This window comes from Nonomuraea sp. H19 (assembly GCF_052068215.1).
Taxonomy (GTDB): Bacteria; Actinomycetota; Actinomycetes; order Streptosporangiales; family Streptosporangiaceae; genus Nonomuraea.
The window spans coordinates 469,610-494,994 of sequence record NZ_JBQHCV010000001.1; the positions used below are offsets into that span (position 1 = coordinate 469,610).

General features: G+C 69.8%; 21 protein-coding genes. 7 read left to right on the forward strand and 14 right to left on the reverse strand.

Going from position 1 to position 25,385, the window contains the following annotated elements; translation table 11 throughout:
• Window positions 1-108: 108 nt before the first annotated feature.
• Window positions 109-1,080, reverse strand: coding sequence for an AraC family transcriptional regulator (locus tag ACTMTI_RS02190; RefSeq protein WP_441117866.1), 972 nt, complete (start codon window positions 1,078-1,080; stop codon window positions 109-111).
• Window positions 1,081-1,186: 106 nt separating this feature from the next.
• Here ACTMTI_RS02190 and ACTMTI_RS02195 point away from each other — a divergent pair, with 106 nt between their 5' ends.
• Together ACTMTI_RS02195 and ACTMTI_RS02200 are read left to right on the forward strand one after the other, a co-directional pair.
• Complete coding sequence (locus ACTMTI_RS02195; protein WP_441117867.1) at window positions 1,187-2,845, forward strand: alcohol dehydrogenase catalytic domain-containing protein; 1,659 nt, start codon at window positions 1,187-1,189, stop codon at window positions 2,843-2,845.
• Window positions 2,846-2,857: 12 nt separating this feature from the next.
• Complete coding sequence (locus ACTMTI_RS02200; RefSeq protein ID WP_441117868.1) at window positions 2,858-3,421, forward strand: NADPH-dependent FMN reductase; 564 nt, start codon at window positions 2,858-2,860, stop codon at window positions 3,419-3,421.
• Here the strand turns inward: ACTMTI_RS02200 and ACTMTI_RS02205 are convergent.
• The 3 genes from ACTMTI_RS02205 to ACTMTI_RS02215 are packed head-to-tail and all read right to left on the reverse strand — an operon-like array spanning window position 3,405 to window position 7,200.
• Entirely contained in the window at window positions 3,405-5,369 is a 1,965-nt protein-coding gene (locus ACTMTI_RS02205) for an acetoacetate--CoA ligase (RefSeq protein ID WP_441117869.1), read from the reverse strand. The two genes, ACTMTI_RS02200 and ACTMTI_RS02205, sit on opposite strands and share 17 nt — an antisense overlap.
• Before the next feature lie 59 nt (window positions 5,370-5,428).
• Complete coding sequence (locus tag ACTMTI_RS02210) at window positions 5,429-6,286, reverse strand: serine hydrolase (protein WP_441117870.1); 858 nt, start codon at window positions 6,284-6,286, stop codon at window positions 5,429-5,431.
• Window positions 6,283-7,200 (reverse strand): LysR substrate-binding domain-containing protein, encoded by a 918-nt coding sequence (locus ACTMTI_RS02215; protein WP_441117871.1) that lies wholly within the window; start codon window positions 7,198-7,200, stop codon window positions 6,283-6,285. The genes ACTMTI_RS02210 and ACTMTI_RS02215 overlap by 4 nt, the downstream gene beginning before the upstream one ends.
• A 184-nt stretch (window positions 7,201-7,384) precedes the next feature.
• Here ACTMTI_RS02215 and ACTMTI_RS02220 point away from each other — a divergent pair, with 184 nt between their 5' ends.
• A complete protein-coding gene (locus ACTMTI_RS02220) occupies window positions 7,385-8,893 on the forward strand; it encodes a penicillin-binding transpeptidase domain-containing protein (protein WP_441117872.1) in 1,509 nt (502 codons plus the stop codon).
• Between the two features lie 21 nt (window positions 8,894-8,914).
• On the opposite strand, the gene ACTMTI_RS02225 is transcribed toward ACTMTI_RS02220, so the two are convergent.
• From ACTMTI_RS02225 to ACTMTI_RS02270, 10 genes are all read right to left on the reverse strand, one after another.
• The gene (locus ACTMTI_RS02225) at window positions 8,915-9,622 is read right to left on the reverse strand and encodes an HAD family hydrolase (RefSeq protein WP_441117873.1); all 708 of its coding nucleotides are present in this window, start codon (window positions 9,620-9,622) and stop codon (window positions 8,915-8,917) included.
• Between the two features lie 94 nt (window positions 9,623-9,716).
• Entirely contained in the window at window positions 9,717-10,343 is a 627-nt protein-coding gene (locus ACTMTI_RS02230) for an HAD family hydrolase (protein ID WP_441117874.1), read from the reverse strand.
• Window positions 10,344-10,426: 83 nt separating this feature from the next.
• On the reverse strand, window positions 10,427-10,867 hold the full coding sequence (locus tag ACTMTI_RS02235) for a DUF2690 domain-containing protein (protein WP_441117875.1): 441 nt from the start codon (window positions 10,865-10,867) through the stop codon (window positions 10,427-10,429).
• An 89-nt stretch (window positions 10,868-10,956) separates the two neighbouring features.
• Window positions 10,957-11,466, reverse strand: a complete 510-nt coding sequence (locus tag ACTMTI_RS02240) for a DUF6912 family protein (RefSeq protein WP_441117876.1) — start codon at window positions 11,464-11,466, stop codon at window positions 10,957-10,959.
• Between the two features lie 94 nt (window positions 11,467-11,560).
• On the reverse strand, window positions 11,561-12,211 hold the full coding sequence (locus tag ACTMTI_RS02245; RefSeq protein WP_441117877.1) for an HAD family hydrolase: 651 nt from the start codon (window positions 12,209-12,211) through the stop codon (window positions 11,561-11,563).
• 88 nt (window positions 12,212-12,299) lie between these two features.
• Window positions 12,300-13,829, reverse strand: a complete 1,530-nt coding sequence (locus tag ACTMTI_RS02250; protein ID WP_441117878.1) for an FAD-binding oxidoreductase — start codon at window positions 13,827-13,829, stop codon at window positions 12,300-12,302.
• 75 nt (window positions 13,830-13,904) lie between these two features.
• Window positions 13,905-15,536: an NADH-ubiquinone oxidoreductase-F iron-sulfur binding region domain-containing protein gene (locus ACTMTI_RS02255; RefSeq protein WP_441117879.1), complete on the reverse strand. Its 1,632-nt coding sequence runs from the start codon at window positions 15,534-15,536 to the stop codon at window positions 13,905-13,907.
• A gap of 28 nt (window positions 15,537-15,564) precedes the next feature.
• Entirely contained in the window at window positions 15,565-16,398 is an 834-nt protein-coding gene (locus ACTMTI_RS02260; RefSeq protein WP_441117880.1) for a hypothetical protein, read from the reverse strand.
• Between the two features lie 70 nt (window positions 16,399-16,468).
• A complete protein-coding gene (locus ACTMTI_RS02265; RefSeq protein WP_441117881.1) occupies window positions 16,469-18,058 on the reverse strand; it encodes a DUF1996 domain-containing protein in 1,590 nt (529 codons plus the stop codon).
• Complete coding sequence (locus ACTMTI_RS02270) at window positions 18,055-18,699, reverse strand: DUF4142 domain-containing protein (protein ID WP_441117882.1); 645 nt, start codon at window positions 18,697-18,699, stop codon at window positions 18,055-18,057. The genes ACTMTI_RS02265 and ACTMTI_RS02270 overlap by 4 nt, the downstream gene beginning before the upstream one ends.
• A gap of 108 nt (window positions 18,700-18,807) precedes the next feature.
• Here ACTMTI_RS02270 and ACTMTI_RS02275 point away from each other — a divergent pair, with 108 nt between their 5' ends.
• From ACTMTI_RS02275 to ACTMTI_RS02290, 4 genes are all read left to right on the forward strand, one after another.
• The gene (locus ACTMTI_RS02275; RefSeq protein WP_441117883.1) at window positions 18,808-19,362 is read left to right on the forward strand and encodes a sigma-70 family RNA polymerase sigma factor; all 555 of its coding nucleotides are present in this window, start codon (window positions 18,808-18,810) and stop codon (window positions 19,360-19,362) included.
• Window positions 19,362-19,559 (forward strand): anti-sigma factor family protein, encoded by a 198-nt coding sequence (locus tag ACTMTI_RS02280; protein ID WP_441117884.1) that lies wholly within the window; start codon window positions 19,362-19,364, stop codon window positions 19,557-19,559. The genes ACTMTI_RS02275 and ACTMTI_RS02280 overlap by 1 nt, the downstream gene beginning before the upstream one ends.
• An 88-nt stretch (window positions 19,560-19,647) precedes the next feature.
• Window positions 19,648-20,451, forward strand: a complete 804-nt coding sequence (locus ACTMTI_RS02285; protein WP_441117885.1) for a tryptophan 2,3-dioxygenase — start codon at window positions 19,648-19,650, stop codon at window positions 20,449-20,451.
• 38 nt (window positions 20,452-20,489) lie between these two features.
• Complete coding sequence (locus ACTMTI_RS02290; protein WP_441117886.1) at window positions 20,490-25,364, forward strand: NAD-glutamate dehydrogenase; 4,875 nt, start codon at window positions 20,490-20,492, stop codon at window positions 25,362-25,364.
• Window positions 25,365-25,385: the final 21 nt, after the last annotated feature.

Below are 25,385 nucleotides of genomic sequence, written 5' to 3' on the forward strand. Positions count from 1 at the left end.
TCGTTTTAATCGGTGGATGGAACGTAGAGCAGCTAGCAGCGGTGCGTCAATGCCCAGTTAAGGGCAGATTTCGCGGCAGCTCCGATGTGTTCTGACTTGTGATGATTGTTACGTTTTAACAACGTCTCTCCGGGGAAGCGCGGCGGCGGGCGGCGCCGGGCAGGCGTTGCGGCGGTATCTCCCGGGCGCCATGCCGTATTCCCGCTTGAACGCATTGGCGAAGGCGAACTCCGAGCCGTAACCCACGCGGGCGGAGATCTCGCTCAGCGAGGCGCCGGACTCCCGTAGCAGCCGGGCCGCGGTGGTCAGGCGCCACCAGGTGAGGTATGCCAGCGGCGGCTGGCCAACCAGTGTGGTGAAGCGGCGGGCGAACGCCGCCCGCGACATCCCCGCCTGCCCGGCCAGCTCCGCCACCGTCCACGGGTGGGCGGGATCCCTGTGCATGGCGTCGAGCGCGGCGCTGATGCTCTGGTCGGACAGGGCCAGCGCCCAGCCGGCGACCTGGCACTGATCGTGGCCGGCGTCGAACCAGGCCCGCAGGATGTAGAGCAGGAGCAGGTCCAGGAGGGACGAGACGGACGTGTCGGCGCCCAGCCGGGGCTGCCTGATCTCCGCGCCCAGGAGATCCACGGCGGCCCGCAGCTCCGAGTGGAACCCGAGCCGGGCCGGCAAGTGGATCATGTCGGGCAACTCGCGCAGGGCCGGGTGCGCGCGGGCGGGATCGAGCTGGTAGCCGCCGCACAGCAGGACCGTGGCCGCGCCCGGGCCGGCCACCGACGCGGAGGTGAACAGGCCCTCCTCGGTCAGCGGGTCGCAGTGCGGCTCGGCCACCGGCGTGGACGGGCTGTCGGCCAGCACGTAGCCGTGCCCGTGCGGGAAGAAGAGCACGTCGCCCACGGACAACGCGACCGGCTCTCCCCCGGGCGGCAGCAGCCAGCACGACCCCTGCAGCACCACCTGGAACCCGGCCGATCCGGGAACGGTGGGGAACTGCTGGCCCCAGGGGGCGTGCCACTCGACGCGGACCGAACGGGGCCTGCCGGTGCGCATGATGGCGATCACGTCGCTGAGCACATCCATATCGGAACTCTAACGCATGAGACGCTGGCGTATAAATCGCAGACAGCAGAGCATTGGCTGTCTCGTCTTGCGCTCCTACGGTTGCTTGCGACAGAAGGAGTGCCTGATGGGTGGAGTTCTCGTCACCGGGGCGACCGGCACGGTCGGCCGTCACGTGGTGGCGATGTTGAGAGAGGCCGGGACCGAGGTCGTGCCCCTGAGCAGGAGCACGGGGGATCTGACCGATCCCGGCTCGCTGCCGCTGGACGGGGTCGAGTCGGTGTTCCTGGTGTGGCCGTTCGCCGCGGCCGAGGGGGCGCGGGCGGTGGTCGAGGCCGTCGCCGGGCGGGCGCGGCGGGTGGTCTACCTGTCCTCGGCGGCGCTGCGCGACCACGAACGCGAGGTCGAGCAGCTGATCGAGGAGTCGGGTACGGAGTGGACGTTCCTGCGCCCGCACGCCTTCGCGGCCAACACCCTGCGGTGGGCCCGGCAGGTGCGGGCGGGAGCGGTACGCGGGGCGTACGGCGCGGCCGCCGCACCGGCGGTGCACGAGCGGGACATCGCCGCCGTGGCGGTACGGGCGCTGCTGGACGACGGGCACGACGGCGCGGCCTACGCGCTGACGGGGCCCGAGCTGATCAGCCAGGCGGACCAGGTGCGGATCATCTCCGAGGTCACCGGGATCCCGGCCCGATGGGAGGAGGTCCCGCTCGACCGGGCCCGCGCCGCCCTGCTGGACAAGGGCTGGCCTCCCCAGGTGGTGGAGGAGGTCCTGCGGGCGCAGGCGGCCGAGCCCCCGCCGGTCACCTCGGCCGTCGAGGAGGTCACGAAGGCCCCGGCACGCACGTTCCGGGAGTGGGCGGCCGAGCACGTCGAGGACTTCCGCGCCGTTCCGGAAGCCCCGCCCGCGATGCGGGCGGCACGCATCCACCGGTTCGGTGACGCTTCGGCGATCGTCCAGGACGACGTCCCCACGCCCCGCCCCGGCCCCGGGGAGGTGCTCATCGAGGTGGCCGCCACCTCCTTCAATCCCTCGGAGGTCGGCCTGCGGTCCGGGTTGCTTCCCGAGGTGTTCCGGGCGAGCCTGCCGCACACGCTCGGCTGGGACCTCTCGGGCACGGTCGTCGAGGCCGGCCCGGACGTCACCGCCCTGGCGCCGGGCGACCGGGTCTTCGGCATGGTGGCCGGCGCGGCGGCCGAGTACGTCGTCGCGTCCGCGGACGCCCTGGCCAGGGCCCCGGAGAGCATCCCGCTCGCCGATGCCGCCGCCATCCCCGTGGCCGGGCTCACCGCCTGGCAGGCGGTCCACGAGCACGCCCGCGTCGCCCCGGGGCAGCGGGTGCTGATCAACGGTGCGGGCGGCGGGGTGGGCCTGTTCGCCGTGCAGTTCGCCAAACTGGCGGGCGCGTACGTGACGGCCACGGCGAGCCCGCGCAGCGCCGAAGCGGTGCGACGGCTCGGCGCCGACGAGGTGGTCGACTACACCGCGGCCCCGCTGCCCGGCGGCATGGACACGCTGCTGAACCTGGCAGCGGTCCCGGAGGACGCGGCCAAGTCCTTGGCCGGGCTGGCCCGGACGACCGTCACGATCGCGACCCCGATCGAGGGCGGCACGCACTTCGTGGCCCGCACCGACGTGGGGCAAATGGCCGAGATGGCGGCTCTGGCCGACAAGGGCGGGCTCGTGGTCAAGGTCGCGGAGTCATGTCCGCTGTCCGCGCTCCCCGAAGTCCACCGAAGAGCGGAGTCAGGTGACATCCGCGGAAAAATCACGATCTATCCATAAGGAAGCACAATAATGATCAACATTGGCATCATCATCGGCAGCACCCGCCCCGGCCGCAACGGCGAGAACATCGCCCGCTGGATCCACGACCTGGCGGTCAAGCGCGGCGACGCCCATTTCGAGCTGATCGACCTGGCCGACTTCGCCCTGCCCCACCTCGACGAGCCCATGCCGGCCGCCTACAACCAGTACGCCCAGGACCACACCAAGGCGTGGTCGGCACGCATCGCCGCCTTCGACGGCTTCGTCTTCGTCACGCCGGAGTACAACCACTCGACCTCCGGCGTGCTGAAGAACGCCATCGACTTCCTGTACAGCGAGTGGCAGGACAAGGCCGCCGGCCTGGTCAGTTACGGCGTGGACGGCGGCGTCCGGGCGGCCGAGCACCTCAGGCAGGTGCTCGGCCAGCTCAAGGTCGCCGACGTGCCCGCGCAGGTCACGCTCTCGCTGTTCCACGACTTCGAGAACATGTCGGTGTTCAGGCCCGCCGAGCGTCAGGAGGCCCAGGTGACCACCATGCTCGACCAGGTCGTGGCCTGGAGCGGCGCGCTGAAGCCGCTCAGGACCGCGGCCTGAAGTGCTGGAGCACCTCCGGGTTGGCCATCGCGTCCGGGTTGGCGGCCTCCTCCACCGGCGTGCCGAGCAGGATCTTGCGGACCGGCACCTCCAGCTTCTTGCCTGACAACGTGCGGGGGATGCCGGGGACGACGCGGATCTCGTTCGGCACGTGCCGGGGCGACAGCTCGGTACGCAGCGCGTCGCACAGGCGGCGCTCCAGCTCCTCCGCGTACGTGACGCCTTCGGCGAGCGTCACGTACAGGAGGAGCCTCCCCTCCTGCCCGAGCTGCCCCGTGTCGATCACGAGGCTGTCGGCGATCTCGTCGAACCGCTCGACCACCCGGTAGAACTCGCTGGTGCCCATCCGCACGCCGCCCCGGTTGAGCGTCGAGTCGGAGCGGCCGTAGATCACGCAGCTGCCGTCCTCGTGGATCTTGATCCAGTCACCGTGCCGCCACACGCCGGGATAGACGTCGAAATAGCTCTCGCGGTAACGCTCGCCCGAGGGGTCGTTCCAGAACATCACCGGCATCGACGGCATCGGCTGCGTCAGCACCAGCTCGCCCACCTCGCCGATGACCGGCTTGCCCATGGGATCGTACGACTCCACCTTCGCCCCCAGCGACCGGCAGGGGATGATCCCCGCCCGGATCGGATGGAGGACGGTGGCCCCGACGAACCCCGTGCACACGTCGGTGCCGCCGGAGAACGACCCGATCGGGATGCCCGGCAGCTCGGCGGCCACCCACGCGAACCCCTCGGGCGGCAGCGGCGATCCGGTCGAGCCGACGCCGCGCAGCCGCTCCAGGCCCGTCGGCCGGAGGTCGGCCTTCAGCGAGGCCATGATGTACGGCGCCCCGACCCCGAAATACGTCACCCCCTCCGAGGCGGCGATCCGCCACAGCGCGGCGGGGGAGGGATGCGTCGCCGAGCCGTCGTACAGCACCGGCGTGGCTCCCACCAGCAGGGCGCCGATGAGGTAGTTCCACATCATCCAGCCCGTGGTGGTGTACCAGAAGAACACATCGCCCTCGCCCAGGTCCTGGTGGAAGGAGAGCGACTTGAGATGCTCCAGCACGACCCCGCCGTGGCCGTGCACGATCGGCTTGGGCAGCCCGGTCGTGCCGCTGGAGTAGAGAATCCACAGCGGATGATCGAACGGCACCCGCTCGAACTCCAGCGGCCCCTCCTCGGCCCGCAGCCCCTCCCAGCCGATCACCTCGCCGTGCGGCATCGCCTCGGTGTGCGCCGGTGCGGGCTCGGCCTGCTGCGGCGCGCGGCCCTCGGCGGCCGCCGACAGGTACGGGATCCACACGGTCGCGCGCAGCGAGGGCAGCGCGGCGGCGATCTCGTTGACCGCGGCCGAGCGGTCGTAGCTCTTGCCGTTGTAGTGGTAGCCGTCGACCGCGATGAGGACCTTGGGCTCGATCTGCGTGAACCGGTCGACGATGCTCGCCACCCCGAAGTCGGGCGAGCCCGCCGACCAGATCGCGCCCAGCGAGGCGGTGGCCAGGAACGCGATCAGGGCCTGCGGGATGTTCGGCAGATAGCCGGCCACCCGTTCGCCGCGCCGGACGCCCAGCCGGACCAGCCCGGCCCGCACGCGGGCGACCTCCTCGCGCAGCTCGGCGCGGGTCAGCTCCTGCCGGGCGCCGTCCTCCGAGACGAACACCACGGCCGTCCCCTCAGCGTGGCGCAGCGCGTTCTCCGCGTAGTTGAGCGAGCTCCCGGCGAACCACCGGGCGCCGGGCATCGTCCCGGACAGCACCGGTCCGCCGCCGCGCTCCCCGATCACGTCGAAGTAGTCCCAGATCGACGTCCAGAACTCCGCCGGATGCTCGACGGACCACTGCCACGCGTCCTCATAAGGCCCGGACCGCCCCAGCCACTGCTGGTAGCGGGTCAGCCTGGCCGATGCGATGACGTCCGCGCCCGGCTCCCAGAGAAGCTCGCCCTCAGCAACCATGTGCCCCATCCTGTCGCCCGATCAATGGAGAGTCATACCTGTACCCCTTACATAACTTGCTATCTCCGTAGGTGGTCGACCGCCATACGCGCGGCGGTGCCGATTACGGCGTCGGCGCGCGGCTGGTTGAGCGCGGTGCTGAAGGAGCGGGTGAAGACGGCCACGGCGTAGCGCCTGCCGTCCGGATATTCGACCACGCCCGACTCGGTGCGCAGCGTCGGCAGCGTGCCGGTCTTGCCGCTGACCGCGACGTCGTCGTACGGGAAGCCGGAGGCCAGCCGGTGCGGCCACACCTGCATGTTGAGCACGGCACGCATCCAGGCGCACGAGGCGTCGGAGGCGGCCTCGTCCCGCCAGATCAGCCCGAACAACCGGGTCATCTCGCGCGGCGTGCTGCGGTTGCCCCGCGCCGGGTCGAGCGCGCTCAGCCCGGCCACCTCGTCAGGATCCAGATACGGCCACCCGTGCCCGGTGTCCCTGCGCATGCTCTCGTTGAGTTCACGGCAACTCTGCGACACCCGCGTGGCGCCCAGCCCGAACCCCTCCAGCATGGCGTTGACCGCGTCCATCCCGACCCTGCCGAGCAGCACGTCGGCCGAGCTGTTGTCGCTCACCGCGATCATCAAGTACGCCAGGTCGCGCAGCGAGATCGTCACGTCGTCGAGCATCGCGGAGATCCCCGTGGGCCCCGGTGCGCGGTCGCGGCCCGTCACGGTCACCCGGCTCGTGGGGTCGAGCAGCCCGGAGTCGGCCTGCCGGCAGAACTCGACCAGCAGCGGCACCTTGAACATCGACGCCGTCGGCAGCGGCTCCTCGGACCCGTGCCCGACCTCGCGCCCCGAGTCGATGTCGGCCGCGTGCAGCCAGCCGGTGACGCCCGCCGCCCGGAACAGCGTCTCGAAGTCGGGCCCGCTCATGCCATCATCCCCGGCCTGCGGCTGATCCGCCGCGCGGGCACGGCGCCTTCGTCCGTCATTCCGGCGCTCTCCTTCAACGTACGTACGGCCACGGCCGAGAAATCCGCGACCGCGGCCGTCGCCACGCGCCAAGCGGTGGAGACCCGGCACGTGATCGGCGAGCCTAGCAGCGGCCGCCAGGCCAGCCCCGGAATCTCCGCCTTCGGCCCGAACGCCACCGCCGCCCCCGCCAGCACCAGCCCGAGCCCGGCGCCCTGATGAACCTGGGCGGGGACGTACCCGTGGCGGCGGCACTCCGACAGCATCTCGGCGTGCATGCCGGGCTCGCCCTCCTTGGGCGGCATCAGCAGCTCCCGCCCGGCCAGGTCGGCCAGGTGGACCTCGCCGACGCGCGCGAGCGGGTCATCGGCCGCCAGCAACACGCCTTGCTCCTGTACGAGGGGCGCGCCGAAGTGCAGGCCCGGCGCCGACACCGGATGGCGTACCACGCCCACGTCGATCATGCCCTCGGCCAGCGCGGTCACCTGGTCGGCGGTCCAGATCTCGGCGGGCGCGAGGCGTACCTCGGGATTGGTCTCGCGGAAGCCCGCGACCAGGGCGGCGATCACGGCGGCGGCCAGGTCGGGCGGGACGCCGACCTTGAGCACCGCGCCGTCGCCGTGCCTGGCCAGCTCGTGCAGCCGGTCCACCCTGGCCACGATCTCGCGGGCCTCGCCCAGCAGGAGCCGGCCGGCCTCGGTGAGGCGCACCTGGCGGGCGGAGCGGTCGAAGATCCGCGCGCCCAGCTCTTCCTCCAGGCGCTTGATGCGCTGGCTGAGCGGCGGCTGCGCCATGCCGAGCCGGATCGCGGCGTTGCCGAAGTGCAGCTCCTCCGCCACCACGATGAAGTAGCGGAGATGGCGGACGAGGTCCATGACCAGCAACTATATCCAGATTTATATTTGTGGGCTGGTCATATCAGTATTGGACACCAACGTGGTACCTCTGGTCTCCTCATGCCTCATGGCACCACAAACGGGGAGAACGACGGCTCATCTTCAGCCGGAGCGGCCGCTCCGGCGACGGCGGCGCAGGTGGCCGTGGATCACGGCGGGGATTTTGGTACCGGTCGTCGCGGCGGGCGGGGTCGTCTGGGCGACGCGCACCGTCGGCACGCCGGAGGAGGCCGCCGACAGCTACCTGACGGCGTGGTCGGCGCGGAACTACGCGGCCATGCGCGCGCTGGTCGCCGACCCGCCCGCCGACTTCGAGGCCCGGCACAAGCGCTTCTACGCCGATCTCAAGGTGACGGAGGCTGCCTTCCACCGGCACGTGCCGAACGGGGTCTTCGCCGCCACGGCCGAGGACAGGGGCGGCGTCGTGTCGTTCCAGGCGAGGCTGAGCGGGCCGCGGCTGACCTGGGACTACGGCGGGGAGCTCCGGTTCGTCGAACGCGACGGCACGTGGAAGGTCGCCTGGACCCCGGCCGCCATGCACCCCCTGCTCAAGGCGGGCCGTTCGCTGCGGGTGGTGACGCGGAAGGGCGACCCGCTGCGGGTCCTGGCCGCCGACGGCACGCCGGTCAACACCCCGGACGCGCCGGGCTCGGTGCAGCAGCTCGTCGAGGGCATCAGGCAGACCCACCCCGACCGCTTCAAGTCCCCGGATCGCTATCGCATCGACCTGTACGAGGGGGACCGGGTCGTGGAGACCGTCGTCGACGGGGGCGGTTACGAGCCGATCAAGACGACGATCGAGCTGAAGATCCACCGCGCCGGCGCCGAGGCCCTGGAAGGCGTGCGCAAGCCGGCCTCCCTGGTGGCCCTGCGGGCCTCGACCGGGGAGATCCTGGCGGTGGTCAACAAGCCGGGCGGGTTCAACCGGGCGCTGCTCGGCAAGTACCCGCCGGGGTCGACGTTCAAGGTCGTGACGGCCTCCGCACTGGTCGCGGGCGGGGCCGAGCCGGACGAGCAGGTCACGTGCCCGGCGGAGAAGAACATCGGCGGGTTCCCGTTCCACAACGCGGGCTTCAAGGACTACGGGACGCTGTCGTTCCAGGAGGCGTTCGCGCACTCGTGCAACACGACGTTCGGCGAGATGAGCGTGGCCTCGCTGAACGGCGGCCGGCTCGCGGAGGTCGCCAGGAGCTTCGGCTTCGGCATCCCGATCGAACCGGGTGTGCCCGCCGTGCGCGCCGAGTTCCCCGACCCCAAGGACGACACCGACCTGGCCTCCGCCTCGATCGGCCAGGGCCGGGTGCTGGCGAGCCCGCTGAACATGGCCTCGGTGGCCGCCGCCGTCGCGTCGGGCGCCTGGCTCCCGCCCCGCCTCATCAAGGGGGCCGGGGACGACCGCCCGCGCCCGCTCGAACCCGCCGTGGCGGCGGCCCTCCGCGAGCTCATGCCCGCCGTCGTCACGGACGGCACCGCCCAGGCCGTACGCTTCCCGCCCGGCACGGCCGGAAAGACGGGCACGGCGGAATACGGCTCCGGTAAGGAACCACCCGCCCACTCGTGGTTCATCGGTTACAAAGGGGACCTGGCGTTCGCGGTGATCGTCGAGGGCGGCGGCGCCGGCTCCGCGGTCGCGGCCCCGATAGCGGCCCGCTTCCTCGACGCCGTGACCTAGCCGCCCGCCCGTTCGCCGGGGTCAGCCTGCCTTGCGGCCGGCCGGGGAAGTGAGAGCCGCGACCGCGGCCACCACCTCCGAGGCGTCGGACAGGTCGGGCAGCACCAGGTCCGCGCCGGCCGCGCGGAGCTCACCGGTCATCGAGCGGCCGGAGGCGACGGCGATCATCGCCGCTCCACCGATCTTGGCGGCCTGCACGTCCCGCGTCGAGTCCCCGATCACCACGGTGTTGGCCGCCGTGAAGGGCGTGCCGAGGCGCTGCTTGGCCCGCCCCTGCGCCACCTGCAACAGCGTCGCCTTGGGGTAGACCTCCTCGCCATAGCCGCCGAGCTCGAAGTCGACGTACTTGTCCAGCCCGAACGCCTTCAGCTTGTGCACCGCGTTGCTCTTGATCGTGCCGGTCAGCACCGTCTGCGCCACGCCGTCGAGCCTGGACACCGACTTCAGCGCGTCCTTGGCCCCCGGCATCATCCGCCCCTCCTTGGCCAGCCGCCCGCGCCGGTCGGCGAAGGCCACGGCGAGCGCGGACAGGAACTTGGGCAAGTGATCATCCTCCGCCTGGATGCCGTTGACCGCGAGCGTCTCGAAGACGATCTCGGAGTCCGGGCGGCCCATCGGCGGGACGAGCTTGACCAGCGGGCGCCCGGTCACGACGCGGAACGCCTCGGCGTAGGCGTCTCTGGTCACGATGGCGACGTCGACCAGTGTCAGGTCGATGTTCCACAGCACAAGGCGGTTGATGGCGGCCTCCTGAAAGGGACACTGCAAGGGTACGGGCGGCGCCCCGCTCAGGACTCCCGGTCTGAGCGATTCCGAATGGAGACTACGCGTAGTCGAGGGCTTCGGCCAGGGTGTCGACCACCGGCAGCCCGGTGCTCTCCAGGTCCGCCCGCGTGGTCATCCCGCCGGTGTACAGCACGGCCTTGGCGCCCACGTGCTTGGCCGCGAGCCCGTCGTCCACGCTGTCGCCGATGACCAGGATCTCGCCGGGGTCGACGCTGAGGGCCTGGATGTGCGCGGTCATGTGCGCGGCCTTCTCGCCTCCCGTGGTGCCGAGCAGCCCGTCGATCCTGGTGAAGTGCCGGGTGATGCCGAACGAGTCCACCTTGGGCACCAGATGCGCGTGCGGCGCCATCGAGCAGAGCGACTGGGTCCCCGTCCAGTTGGCGAGCACCAGCTCGGCGCCGTCGGCGAGCCTGCAGGCGTCGCTCAGCCGGAAGTAGTGCTCGTGGAACCCGTCGTCCAGCCGCTCCCACTCGCCCTCGGTCAGGGGACGGCCGAGGATGCGTTCGTAGGCGACCCAGACGGGCCGGGTGTAGACCGCGCGGAAGCCGTCGGCGGTCACCTCGGGCAGTGCGTACGGCTTGAAGACCTCGTTGGTGGCTCCTACCACGGCGTCGAGGTCGTGGAAGAGCGTGCCGTTCCAATCCCAAATAATGTGCTTTGTCATCTTACGTACAGCTTAGACGGCGGGCGTAACATTCCTGTGAACGCCAAAGGGCCGCAACCGTACGGTCACGGCCCTTCGGAAGCTCAGCGGCAGGCCCCGTTCGTGGCGGTCTGACCGAAGGCGCTCTTGCCGCCCCACTGGATCGAGGCGCCGCCCCAGGCGCACATGTTGTTGGCCATGAGCATGTTGCCCCAGTGCTTGGTGCGGCCGGAACGGAAGCCGTAGGAGTCCTTCCTGCCGTCAGCCGTGCGCACGTAGATGGTTCCCGTCGCGGATTTGGGCGTAGTGGCCTCGATCCAGTTGGTCTTGCATTTGCCCGACCACATGAGCTTGACCGAGCCGGCCTTGCCGTAGCCCCGTCTGTTGATCGTTGCGGTTTCGACCACGCGCGCCGTGCTGGCGCAGCCCGTCTTGTACGGGTCCTTGTGGTCGTAGTGCGAGAGCGCCTGGGCGCTGGCGGGGGAGCTTGCGACGAGGGCAACCGCCGCCGCCCCGATCGCGGTCGCCACAACTCGAAGCTTCACTTGGAACCGACTCCTTGCGTCAAAAAACAGTGCTGGGTCGGGACCCTAGCGAGAGTCGGCTCTGCAAGGTCAAGAGAGTGTGATCTATGTCATGATCCGAGGAGGTCGGGGATCTCCTGCGTCGCATACCACATGAGCTCGTGCGCCTCGGCCCCGTCGACGGTGAAGCGCGCGTCGTCGTCGCCCTGGTCGGAGGCGGGCAGCGCGGCGATCGCGGCCTCGATGTCTTGAGCCGCGTCCAGGTCGTCGATGTGCACCGCGGCCACCTTGGCCATCGGGATCGGCTCGGCGAGGCGTACCCTCGCGCGTTCTTCGAGATCGGCTCCTGCGGAGATCGAGCCCTCGGGCACCTCGGCCGCCACCACCACCCGCCGGGGCGCGGCCTCGACGCCGTCTGCCCGGTCGGCGGCCAGCATCCGCAGCGAGGCGCGGGCCGCCTCGGTGAGCGCGACGTATTCGAGCTCCTCGGTGTCGCCCGAGGCGTACCACTCGGTCAGCGCGGGAGTCACCGCGTAGCCGGTCAGCGGAGCCGGGCTCAGCTCACCGGCCTTGACCGCCGCGGCCAGGGCCGGGAGAGTACACGGCAGATAGACGCGCATCACGAACCTTTCATGCTGTGTGACCGAGCTCCGCTCGGCGTGCTGAGATGGATGTCCTCGCGTCGCTGCGGGTCCATCTCAGCGTGCAAGGGCTCTATTGTGCCCGGCGCAACGTGAGGCGGAGGAGGGACTCGAGTTTCGTGATGGTCGTGTCCGGGTCGCGGTGGTGGATCCCGGAGATGCCGAGCGCGCCGGCGGCGATGATGTTGGCCTCGATGTCGTCGATGAACACGCACTCCTCACCCGAGAGCCCGACCAGGTCGAGGGCGTGGTGGAAGATGCGCGGCTCGGGCTTGCGCATGCCGACCTCGCCGGAGATCACGATCGCGTCGAAGACGCCGTCCCAGTCGTCGCGGGGGTAGCTGTTGGACCACGAGTTGGACACCAGGCAGGTCTTGACGCCATATTCCCGTACGGCCCGCAGCATGTCGTACATCGCGTCGACCCGCTCGAACCCCGCGAACATCCGGTCCAGCAGCCCTTCGGCCACTGGGGGCACGCCGTCCACCGTCCGCAGCCTGGCGGCCAGGTCGCGCTCGAAGGAGGGGCCGTCGAGTTCGCCGCGTTCGAGGGCGTGGACGACGCTGTTCCCGTCGCCGTCCCGATAGGCGTGGTCGACGAGCTCGCGCATCACCACGCGGTAGTGATCGGCGTCGATTCCGTCCGCCTCGATCCACTTGGCTATGGAGACGGAGAGGCTGGTCGTGAGCACCCCACCCCAATCGATCAGCACACCCGTGACCACGACCACCTCCAGGCTCGAATCCCGTTCTAGGGTAAGACGTCCCCACTGCGTGCGGGCGCGCGCGTTGCCGGGCGGTGGGACGCAGGCCCTACAGACCCTGGGGGAGCCGGAACAGCCGGTTGGGGTCGTAGGTGGCCTTCACCTCGGCGAGCCGCGCCGCGTTGGATCCGTAGTACGCGCTCCGCCAATTCCTCAGATCGGGGTCAATGTAGTTCACATAGGCATGATCACCGAGATGTGGGGACATGTCGGCGTGCACCCTGCGCAGCCAGCTTCGATCCATCCCGTCCTGGTAATACTGCACGGTGAAAAGCGCCGCCCGATGCGGGAACGCCGTCGCGCCCGGACTCACCCGCGCGATCGCGCCTCCCATGGCGTCCATGTACACGGAGTGCCGCCCGCCGCGAGCCACCCCGCGCACCAGCTCCCGCACCCCGTCGGCGGACAGCGTCCGGTACGACACGTGCGACTTGGCCGCGAACGCCGTCCGCGGAGTCCGCCGGCACTCGGCGATCGACTTGGACGAGCACCCGCCCATGATCTTCATGGCCTCCAGATAGGAGACCGCCCTCGCCGAGCGGGACGAGGGCCGCCCGATCCCGGCGAGCAGCGGGGCCAGCAGCCGGTCGAGGGAGGTTTTGCGGCCGGCGTACGTACCGAGGATCTCCACCCCCAGACCGTTCGCCGAGCGCGTCAGGTGCAGCGCCGACCACAGTTCGTCGGGCGCCGACGGGGCCCACGACTGCCACGCCCGCACCGCCGCCCCCGCCTTGGACCACGGCCAGCTCAGGAAGAAGACGGTCAGCCGCGGCGCCTCGAAGGTCTCGAACGTGAAGGACACCGCGATGCCGAAGTTCCCGCCGCCACCGCCCCTGCAGGCCCAGAACAGCCCGGCGTTGCGGGTGGCGTCGCAGGTCAGCACCCGGCCGTCGGCGGTGACGACGCTCACCGACCTCAGGGCGTCGCATGTGAGCCCGTACTTCCTGGACACCGCCCCCAGCCCGCCGCCCAGCGTGAGGCCGCCGATTCCCACCGTGGGGCAGGTGCCCGCGGGGATGCTCACGCCGTGGCGGGCGAGCCGGTCGTAGACGTCGATCAGCTTGGCGCCTCCGCCGATCGTGGCCAGGCCGTTCGCGTAGGCGACCGAGCGCATCCTGGACAGGTCGATCACCAGGCCGGTGCCGGTGGACCAGCCCGCGTACGAATGGCCGCCGGAGCGGGCGGTGACCGGGATGCCGTTGGCCCGCGCGAACCCCAGGCACGCCGACACGTCGGCCGGGTTCGCGCAGTACGCGACCCCGCCGGGCCTGATCCGATCGTAGGAGGGGTTGTACAGGCGGCGCGCGGCGGCGTACCCGGCGTCGCCGGGCAGCACGAGGGTGCCCGCCAGCCGACGCCGCAGCCGCGCCCAGTCGGGCGGCGGCGTGGAGAGCCCCGCCCCGGCCGGCACGGACAGCGCCAGCGGGGCGAGCGCGGCGGCCTGCAGGAAATCCCGCCTATCGACGGGCGCTCCTACGTCGGCCTGCAGGAAATCCCGCCGATCGACAGGCGCTCCTACGTCGGCCACCTCCCGCTCATCGATGGGCGCTCCCACGCGTGGTACGTCCCGGCGGTCCATGGACACCTCCCTGTCGGTCGACGTGAACCGATCGGTGAGACGCCCCGGAGGTCCGCCGGGTTCGTCACCGCGCCATCACCCGGCGTTGCCTCCGGCTCTCGAGACGCTCGGACTGGCACCTACCCGCGTCAGGCGCGGCACGCTCGACCCGGCCTTCAGCATGCCGTCCTTGACCAGCCGCAGCGGCGACGCGGCCGGCTTCGGCGCGGGCCCGTGCCCGTCCCCGCCGTTCTCGGCCAGGCGCAGGGCCAGCGCCGGGCACATGTCGACGGCCCGCCGCGCCTCCTTGAGCATGAACGCGGGGACGGTTCTGAAGGACGGGAACCCGTAGTCGTCCAGGTGTACGAACTCGGGCAGCAGGTGCGCGCACAGCCCGTGCCCCACGCAACGCGACCAGTCCACCTCCAGGCGGTACTCGACCTCCTTCTCGAGCTCGGGCATCGGCATCACGCCGCGCACCGGACGCCCGCAGGAGCCCTGCTCCAGGTGGAGCGTGATCTCGCTCTCGAACGCGTCCAGCGCGGACAGCACGAACTTGGCGGTGCCGTCCGGGTGGGAGCACGCGCCGCGCCGCTCCACCACGCGCACGGCCCGCCGTATCGCGTCCACCGAGCCGTTGCCCTCGACGAGGTCGCACATGAGCCTGCCCACGTTCGGCAGGCCGAGACGGCACGGGCCGCACTGGCCCGCCGACTGGGACGCCAGATAGGAGGCGACCCTGGCGGCCTCGCCCAGCGAGCACGTGGACGAGCCGACCGGGACGATGATCCCGGCCCCCAGGGTGGCCCCGGCCGCCTTCATGCCCTCGCGCGAGACCACGGCCGTTTCGACGGCCTCCGCCGACAGCCACGCGCCGTGGTAGCCACCGAAGAGCACGCCGTCGCCGATGTCGGCCTCGCACAGGTCGAGCACGTCGGCCAGCATGACGCCCGTCGGCACCTCGATGACCGCGCCGTTGGCCGCGCCGCCGCTGACGGTGAGCAGGATCGTGCCGGGTTCCTTGGCCGTGCCGACCTCGGCGTACTTCTGCGGGCCGTACTCGGCCAGCAGCGCGAGCTGCGCGTACGTCTCCGTGTTGGACAGCAGGGTCGGCAGCCCGTCCACGCCGCTCTGCGCGGCCCGCCTCTTGCGGCCGGGCGGGATGCCCTCCTGGCCGTTCACGGCATTGACGAGCGCGCCGCCCTCCCCGGAGATGAACCGCTCCTTGATGCCGACCACGCGGATCGGCACGCGGCTCTCGGCGCCGCCGGACACGTTCGCCGCCCGGCGCTCGGCCACGGCGGCGGCGACGGAGGCCTCGGCGACCTCGCCGCCGGCCGTGGCGAGGACCACCTCGCGGGCCCCCAGCGCCTCGGCGGCCAGCACCGCGCCGTCGAGCACCAGGTGCGGGTTGCGGGTGAGCAGCATGGCGTCTTTGGAGCTGGCGGGCTCGCCCTCGGCGCCGTTGACGAGGACGACGCACTCACCCCCCGAGCCGACCGCGTCGGCGACGGCCCGGAGCTTGCGCGCGAACGGGAAGGCCGCGCCGCCCCGCCCGCGCATGTCCACCTCGTTGGCGTACGAGATGAGCTCGCCCAGCTCGCGCGGCGCCACGACGCCGTGAAGGGTGCGGTGGGCGGGCAGATCAAGGCGCCGGCAGTGGTCGAGCCCGGCCGTCAACCGGGCCGGACCCATGCGTAACACCCGTGGCACTCGAGCCGGAATCACGGTCGCTCCTGAGAACTTGCGGTCGGTCTCATCCGGCCTCCCGGTATCGGCGCCGAGCCTCGGCGAGGCTCACCGGTGCGTTCGTGTTCGCGGCCGCCGCGGCGGCCGGCTGCCCCGCCGCGACCTTCTGCGGCCGCTCGGCGGGCACGCCCACGGCGGCGGGGGAGGTCACCGCGGGTCCTGCGATCTGCTCGGGTACGACCGGCGGCCGGCGCACCGAGGCCAGCACGCGCACGATCAGCGCGGAGCCGACCGCCGCCATGCTGGCCACGTACGACCAGGCCACCCATCCGGCCGGCGGGCGGCCGGCGGTCAGTCCGTGCATGATGGCGACGGGCCAGGCCAGGTAGGCGGAGGAGTGGAGTATCCGCCACATCCATGGCCTGGTCCGTATGGCGAAGCGCCCTCTCATCATTCCCGTGGCCACGGCCACGACCATCAGGTCGAAGGCCAGCGTGCCGAGCCCCACATAGATTCCGGCCACCGGCACGGCCGCCGCTCCCAGCGGCACATGCCCCAGACTGATCATGAGGGTCATGTGCGTGAGCAGGAAGGCCATCCCGATGAGGGCGACGGCCCGGTGTGCGAGCTGCGCCCTGACGCGGTTGGCCGGCGACAGGAAGACGCGTTCGGTGGTGATGATGCCGAGCGCGACCGTCGCGGTCAGCAGCACCAGGGCGAACACGCCCGCGTAGAACTCGAGGAAGGCCACCCCCCGGGCGAGCAGCCCGATGCCGCGTTCCGTCATGCTCATCGCGAACACCGAGAGCAGGACGGCCGTGAGGGCTGCGCTGGCCCCCAGCCGGACGCTTCTGGTGTCCAGCTTGGTGGGAGCGTGCCGGGGGGTTCGTCTGTGGAGCATCTGTTTCCCCTCCAAGGTCGGTTGAGGGTGCGACTCGGAAGGCGGGTTGCCCTTCAGGGCGCGCTTCGGGTCAGCAACGGCGGCCCCGGTTGATGCAGTCGACGACGAAACGCATCAGCCGGTCGGGCATGACGTTGGCGAAATCGGCGTGGTCGGTGACCGGGTTGTGCTTCTGCTCAGGGAAGGCGTCCACCGCGTACGACTGACCCTGGGGCACCGAATAGGCAAGGGTCATCCGCAACTGCGGAATCGCCCTGGTGCCCTGAGGACAGGCGCCGTTCTGGTCGGGGAAGACCACGTGCGTGCGGTGATTTGCGCTGTCGGTGTTCTGCCCGTCCCAGCAGCTGGGGAAGTCCAGAATACGAAGGACCTGGCTGCCGCGCGGGCAAAGCGGATATTTGTCGGGAGATATACGGTTTTGGAATCCCGTGCAGCTCCACGCGGCGCGGGCGTTGGCCGTGCCGTTCGTCGCGGCCTTGGCGTCACCGGTGATCAGCCTGAGGAACCTCGGCATGGCGACGACTCTGGAGCTCGCGTTGCCCCGGAACTGGAGCTGCACGGAACGCGCCGTCAGCACCTGGCCGACGTTGCCGTCCGGGTCGTTGGCGTTCGCGTCCGAATTGCGGTCTCTGAGCACCGGCCAGAAGTACGTGGACTTGTCGCCCAGCCGGCAGGTCGTGCCCGCCGCGGCCAGGCTCTCGTCGGTGGAGAATCCGTCCGTCGACAGGTTGCCCACGTAGTCGTGCAGGTGGTGCGCCCCGTTGCTGACGCCGGGGGCGACGATGAAGTTGTCCGGGTTGTTGTGCCGGTTCTCGTTGCGCCCGCACTGGGAGACGAAGGTGCCGCGGGAGCCGCCTCGGCCTATCCGCGCGCCGAGCTGGCGCGGCGCCACCTGGCGGATGTCGACGAAGTCCTCAGGGAACGGGCCCAGGTCGCCGCACTCCTCTTCGCCGCCCGTCGGGGAGGCCGAGGGCGAGGCGGTGGCGGTCGGGTCCTCGTCCGGGTTCTGCGTCTGGCTGGGGGTCGGGGTGGCGCTATTGGTGGGCCTGGGGCGGCCTCGGCGCGAGAACGTCTCGCCCGTCTCCTCAGGGGCGGCCGTGGCCGACTCTTCCGGCGCGGCCGTCTCCTCCGGGGGCTGGGCCGGGTCCTGGACCGCGGCGCCGCCGCCCTGGGGCGCCTGCTGCTGGTCGGCGTCCTGCTGATCCTGTTGCTGTTGTTGCTGCTGATCCCCGGTCTGCTGGTCCGGGGCCTGCTGCTGCTGGTCCTGTTGCTGGTTCTGATCCTGGTTCTGGTCCTGCTGTTGGTTCTGGTCCTGCTGTTGGTTCTGGTCCTGCTGTTGGTTCTGGTCCTGCTGTTGGTTCTGGTCCTGCTGTTGGTTCTGGTCCTGCTGTTGGTTCTGGTCCTGCTGTTGGTTCTGGTCCTGCTGTTGGTTCTGGTCCTGTTGCTGGTTCTGGTCCTGCTGCTGATCCTGCTCCTGGTTCTGGTCCTGCCCCTGCTGGTCGGGGTTCTGTCGCCGCTGCTGCTGCCCCTGTTCGGCCGGAAGGCAGTGGTCGGCGATCGCGGGTCCGGCGCCGACGCCGATGACGGCCGCGGACACCAGCCCGCCTGCCGCGACGGCCAAAGCAGACACGGCCGCGGCCATGCGTCTGGATCTCCTCATGAGTGTCTCCTCTTTTCGACCGCCATGGCGACGGGTGGAGCGGGTTCGGGCGTCGGGGGCTCCGGCAGTTGGCTGTGGTCCACCAGACCGGTGGACTCCAGGAGGGACATATGTCGCATGACGTAATTGATCCCTTCCTGGGCGAACTTCCTGATCTCGGAGTTACGGGTCCCCGACCGCACGGCCGCCACGACGGTGAAGACCTTGCCGTGCGCGGCACGCAGCAGGTTCGCGTAGTCCTTGTCGAAGGCGGGACCTCTTGCCGACGCCAGCTGGGCCATCCAGCGTTGCTGGTCGGGGTTGGGCTCGTCGGGCAAAGCCACGCCCAGCTTCTTCGCGACCTGACGGGTCAGCAGGTCCAGCTTCTGGTGATCTTCCATGATCAGCCTGCCGACTTCCTTGACACGTTGGGAGGCGGCGCGGGTCCTCGCGTACTCGCCTGCGGGCATCTCCCATAGACCTGCCTGCCGCACCTTGACCAGCAGGTCGCGGTCGGCAGCCGTGAGTGGGCCCGAGGACGTCTCCGTCCATTGAGCCGCCGCGGGATCGATCGACGGGGGCATGACCAGCACGATCGTCGCCGCGGCCGCTACGACGAAGCCGCCGAGCATGAAGACCTCGCCACGCAAAAGCCTGTGCATGGTCGGAGGTACGCGGGCTTCTCGGGCCAGGTTCACTCATGGCCGGAGATAGTTAGAAATGACTGGAGTTATCGGAGTGGCTACCGAACCCATAACAAAGGTGTAAAGATGTGCCCCGTGCTAGGTCACCTCGACGGCAGGTTCGAGAGTGCGGATGCCGAGGCGGAGCATCGCATTGCGGTGCTTTACCAGGAGTTCGGCGGCCCTCTGCTGCGCCACGTACGCAAATCTACAGGTAACGACCTTCAATGGGCCGAAGACGTAGTGCAGGAGACGCTCGTCAGAGCCTGGCGTAACTCGGCAAGACTGCAATGGGAACCAGGCCTCATATGGGCATGGCTACTGACGGTAGCCCGACGCATCGTTATCGACGGGCGTCGAAGGAAGAGCGTTCGGCCTCACGAGGTCGAGCCGCCTGAAGTCGACATGATGGCGGTGCCCGACGGCTCGGAGCGCGCGTTATCGGCGATCGTTGTCGCCGACGCGCTCCGCAGTCTGTCGGCAGAACACCGCGAAGTCATAGAGCAGACCTACCTTCGAGACCGTACGATAAGTGAAGCGGCGGAGATTCTGGGGATCCCGCCGGGCACGGTGAAGTCCCGGCTCTACTACGGCATCCGGGCTCTCCGCGAGCTGCTGCGGGACAAGGGGGTAGCCGGCTGATGCATGACGGGGTGGCCGCCTATGTCCTCGGTGTCCTCGACGAAGAGGAGCACGAGGCGTTCGAACGCCACCTCGACACGTGCGAGAAATGCCAGGCGGAGCTCATTGAGCTTGCCGAGCTGCCCGAGCAGCTCGACGAGCTCAGGAACGCCCCCTCGACCTCAGACGACGATCCCCCGATGTCGATGTCACGTTGACGTCTATCACCTTTTCGGGTGGTATCGGTACGGCAAGAGGTAGTGCGTCCGGTGAACCAGGGCCGGGCGATTCAGGGGGAGGTGTTCGGTGGGCATCGACGGTGATGCGCCCGGTCCCCCGCACCGGCAGTTCGGCGAGGAAGGCGGCCGGCTGTCGTACGGCGGCTATCTCTGCCTGCCCGCGCTTCTCGCCCAACAGCAGCCTCAGTCGGAGGCCCCTGACGAGCTGCTCTTCATCACCATCCACCAGGTCTACGAGCTGTGGTTCAAGCTGCTGCTCCATGAGCTGGAGGCGGCCCGCGCCGCCATGTTCGGCAACGAGCTGTGGCGGGCCAGGCACCTGTTCAAGCGGGTGCACGCGGTCGAGCGGGTGCTGATCGAGCAGCTCCAGGTCCTGGAGACGATGACGCCCCAGGACTTCCTGGAGTTCCGCGCGAAACTGGCGCCGGCCAGCGGCTTTCAGTCGGTGCAGTTCCGCGAGCTGGAGTTCCTGTCGGGGCTGAAGGACGAGCGCTATCTCGGCAGCTTCCGGCATGCCAGCGAGGCGGATCTCGCCAGGCTGCGCCGGAGGCTGAACGAGCCCACGCTGTGGGATGCTTATCTGGCCGCCCTGTCCCAGCGGGGCCTGCCGGTCGCGGCGGACGAGATCATGTCCTCGCTGCTGACCGTGGCCAGGGACCGCCGGTCCTACGACGACCTGTGGCAACTGGCCGAAGACCTCCTGACACACGACGAGACCGCCGCGATGTGGCGGATGCGTCATGTCCAGATGGTCGAGCGCCAGATCGGCACCAAGTCGGGCACGGGCGGCTCGACCGGTGCCCCCTACCTGCGCGGCAGAACGCGCCTGCACTACTTCCCGTTGCTATGGGAACTAAGGGCCTGGCTATGAACGGCCATGGCGAAACCTCACAAAGGAGTGAGAACCAGATGCCCCTCGACGAGGCCAAGGATGAGCTGCTACAGCGAGCCGCCGAAAGCTGCGCGGCGAGCAGCGAGCATATGACCATGGAGGAGGCCCTCGCCTTCCTCCGGGTCTATTACCGGCATGTCGCGCCCGAGGACGTGCTCGACCGCAACCCCGTCGACGTGTACGGCCCCGCGATGTCGCAGCGCCAGCTCGCGGAGACGCGCCCCCAGGGCCGGGCGGTGGTCCGGGCCTACACCCCCACGCTGGAGGAGAACGGCTGGGACCCCGGGCACTCCGTGGTCGAGGTGGTCACCGACGACATGCCGTTCCTCGTCGACTCGGTGACCATGGAGCTCGACCGGTACGACCTGGGCATCCATCTGGTCGTCCATCCGCAGATGCGGGTGCGCCGCGACATGACGGGCCGGATGCTCGGCCGTGGCCAGGAGGACGTCACCGGCCAGATGCTGGTCGAGTCGTGGATGCACATCGAGATCGACAGGCAGAGCGAGCCCGCGGTGCTCAAGGAGCTCGAGGCCGACCTCCAGCGGGTGCTCTCCGATGTGCGGCAGGCGGTCGAGGACTTCAGGAAGATGCGCGCCCTGGCCGTGCAGACCGCGGAAGACCTGGGCATGAGCCCGCCGCCGCTGGAGCCCGCGGAGGTCGAGGACAGCATCGACCTGCTGCGCTGGCTCGCCGACGGGCACTTCACCTTCCTCGGCTACCGGGAATACCGCCTCGAGGAGACCGACGAGGGCGCGACGTTGCGCTCCCTGCCGGGGGCGGCGCTGGGCATCCTGCGCGACGACAAGGTCGGCTCGGAAAGCTTCTCCGCGCTGCCCGCCGAGGTGCGGGCCAAAGCGCGGGAGAAGCACCTCATGATCATCACCAAGGCCAACTCCCGGGCCACCGTCCACCGGTCGGCCTACCTCGACTACATCGGGGTCAAGATGTTCTCGCCCGAGGGCGAGGTGATCGGGGAGCGGCGCTTCCTCGGCCTGTTCACGCATGTAGCCTACAACGAGTCGATCTCCAGGATCCCGGTGCTCCGGCGCAAGCTGGCCGACGTGCTCGACCAGGCCGGGCTGGCGCCCGACAGCCACGACGGCAAGGACCTGATCGAGATCCTGGAGTCGTTCCCGCGCGATGAGCTGTTCCAGACCTCGGTCGAGCAGTTGCTGCCGATCGCGCTGGGCGTGCTGCGGCTGCGCGAGCGCAAGCAGGTCAAGCTGTTCCTGCGGCGTGACGACTACGGCCGCTACATCTCCTGCCTGATCTACCTGCCGCGCGACCGTTACACCACCAAGGTGCGGCTGAAGATGCAGGAGGTGCTGCTCAAGGCTCTGGGCGGCAAGACGCTCGACTACAGCGCCATGATCGGCGAGTCGGTGCTGGCCCGGTTGCACGTGGTGGTGCGGGGCGAGCGGGGCAGGCAGCTCCCGCCGCCGAGCGTGGACGTGGAGGAGCTGGAGTCCCGGCTGGCCGCGCTCACCCGCTCCTGGGAGGACGACTTCGCCGCCGCGGTGGGGGAGGCGACCTCTGAGGAGGAGGCTCCGACGCTCGTCAGGCGGTACGCGGCCGCGTTCCCCGAAGGCTACAAAGCGGACTTTCCGCCCAAGGTGGCGGTCGTGGACCTGCGCCGGCTGGAGGAACTGGTCGCCGCGGGCGACGACGACGAGGTGGGGATCAACCTCTACGAGCCGTACGGCGCGGCTGAGGGGGAGCGGCGGCTCAAGATCTACAAGGTCGGCTCGCCCATCTCGCTGTCCCACGCGCTGCCGCTGATCCAGCGGCTCGGGGTCGAGGTCGTCGACGAGCGGCCCTATGAGATCGACCGGGACAACGACCCCGCCACCAAGAACGCCTGGATCTACGACTTCGGGTTGCGATACACGCCGTCCGAAGAGGTGGAGAGGGACGCCTTCAAGGGGCTGTTCCAGGACGGGCTCACCGTGCTGTGGAAGGGGCGGGTGGCGGCCGACAACTTCAACGCGCTCATCCTGCGGGCCGGGCTGACCTGGGAGCAGGTGGAGATCCTCCGGGTCTACGCCAAATACCTGCGGCAGGCCGGGAGCACGCACTCGCAGCTCTACATGGAGCGGGTGCTGTCGGGGAACGTCCGGCTGGCGCGGCTGCTGGTGAGTCTGTTCGAGGCCAAGCTCGATCCGCGGCGGGGCGAGGACGTGCGGTTCGATCTCGTGGACGCGCTCACTGAGGAGATCCTGGGCGCGCTGGACGAGGTGGCCTCGCTGGACGAGGACCGGATTCTGCGGGCGTACCTGGAGATGATTCAGGCGACATTGCGCACGAATTACTTCCAGAAGGTTAACGGAAGGCACAAACCGTACATTTCACTTAAGTTCGACCCGCAGGCCATCAGTGTGCTGCCGTTGCCGCGGCCCAAGTTCGAGATATTCGTGTACTCGCCGCGGGTCGAGGGTGTGCACTTGCGTTTCGGGAAGGTGGCGCGAGGCGGGCTGCGGTGGTCCGACCGGATGGAGGATTTCCGGACGGAGATCTTGGGCCTGGTGAAGGCGCAGATGGTGAAAAATACCGTCATTGTGCCGACTGGGTCCAAAGGTGGATTTGTCGTAAAACGTCCGCCTGCGCACGGCACCCGCGAGGAACTGCTCGCCGAGGGCGTCGCCTGCTACCGCACGTTCATCTCCGGCCTGCTGGACCTCACCGACAACCTCGTGGACGGCAAGGTCGTGCCGCCGCCCGACGTCGTCAGGTACGACGGCGACGACACCTACCTGGTCGTCGCGGCCGACAAGGGCACCGCCACCTTCTCCGACATCGCCAACGGCGTGGCCAAGGAATACGGGTTCTGGCTGGGCGACGCCTTCGCCTCCGGCGGCTCGATCGGCTACGACCACAAGGTCATGGGCATAACTGCCCGCGGCGCCTGGGAGTCGGTCAAGTACCACTTCCGCACCATGGGCGTGAACGTGCAGACCACCGACTTCACGGTGGCCGGCATCGGCGACATGTCGGGCGACGTGTTCGGCAACGGCATGCTGCTGTCGCAGCACATCCGGCTGGTGGCCGCGTTCGACCACCGGCACATCTTCGTGGACCCCGCGCCGGACGCCGCCCGCTCGTTCACCGAGCGGCAGCGCCTGTTCGGGCTGCCGCGCAGCTCCTGGGAGGACTACGACGCCAAGCTGATCTCGGCGGGCGGCGGCGTCTTCCCGCGCACCGCCAAGTCCATCCAGATCACGCCGCAGATGCGCGAGGCGCTCGGCATCCCGGCGGGGGTCGCCTCGCTGGCGCCGAACGACCTCATCAGCGCCATCCTGCGGGCCCCGGTCGACCTGCTGTGGAACGGCGGCATCGGCACGTACGTCAAGGCGAGCTCCGAGTCGCACGCCGACGTGGGCGACAAGGCCAACGACGGGCTGCGGGTCAACGCCGGCGAGCTGCGCTGCAAGGTCATCGGCGAGGGCGGCAACCTGGGCTTCACCCAGCTCGCCCGCATCGAGTTCGCGCTCAACGGCGGGCTGATCAACACCGACTTCATCGACAACTCGGCCGGCGTGGACACCTCCGACCACGAGGTCAACATCAAGATCCTGCTCGACCAGGTCGTACGCGACGGCGAGCTGACCGACAAGCAGCGCAACCAGCTCTTCACCTCGATGACCGACGAGGTCGCCGAGCTGGTGCTGCGGGACAACTACGCGCAGAACATCGTCCTCGCGGCCGCCCGCGCCCAGTCCGTCGAGATGCTCCACATCCACTCCCGCTACCTGCGGAGGCTGGAGCGCGACGGGCTGGTCAACCGGGAGCTGGAGTTCCTGCCGTCGGACAAGACGCTGGCCGAGCGCCGCCAGGCCAAGCTCGGCCTGACCGCGCCCGAGTTCTCGGTCCTGCTGGCCTACACCAAGCTGGTGGCCGATGCCGAGCTGCTCGGCTCGGACCTGCCCGACGAGTCCTTCCTGGAGTCGTGGCTGGTGTCGTACTTCCCGTCGGCGTTGCGGGAGCGGTTCCGGTCGTACATGGACGCGCACCCGCTGCGGCGCGAGATCATCACCACCTGCGTGGTGAACGAGCTGGTCAACGCCATGGGCACCACGTTCCTGCACCGCTTCGGTGAGGAGACCGGCGCCTCGACGCCCGACATCACGCGGGCCTACCTCGTGGCTCGGGAGGTCTTCGACCTGCCGAGCTTCTACCGGGCCGTGGAGTCCCTGGACAACAAGGTGGACACGGCGACCCAGATCGCCATGCTGCTCGAGGCCCGCAAGCTCGTCGAGCGCGGCACGCGCTGGCTGCTGATCAACCGCCGCCCGCCGCTGGAGCTGGCCGGTTCGGTCGGGTTCTTCGTGAAGGGCGTCAACGGGCTCGTCGCGCACATTCCCAAGCTGCTCACGGGGCCGGATCTGGCCGCGTACGAGGAGCGCCGGGACGCGTTCCTGAGCAGGGGCGTGCCGCAGGACCTGGCCGAGCGGGTGGCCGCCATGGTGCCCGCCTACTCCACGCTCAACCTGGTCGAGGTCGCCTCCGTGACGGGCCGGCCGGTCAACGAGGTGGCCGAGGTCTACTTCGACCTGGCCGACCGCCTCCAGCTGGCCCGCCTCCGCGAGCGCATCATCGCGCTGCCCAGGGACAACCGGTGGAACTCCATGGCCCGCTCGGCCCTGCGCGACGACCTCTACGCCGCGCACGCCTCGCTGACCCGGGACGTGCTGGCCCACAGCAATCCGGGGCTGCCGCCGGAGGAGCGGCTGGCCCGGTGGTCCGAGGCCAACTCGGCGGCCGTGTCCCGGGCCAGGCAGACGCTGTCGGAGATCTGGGAGAGCGACAACTTCGACCTGGCCACGCTGTCGGTCGCGCTGCGTGCCATCCGCACGCTGGTGGCCGCCAGCAACCTCCCGCACGCGGAGGCCTAGCCAGTGGTGTTGCTGCGGCGG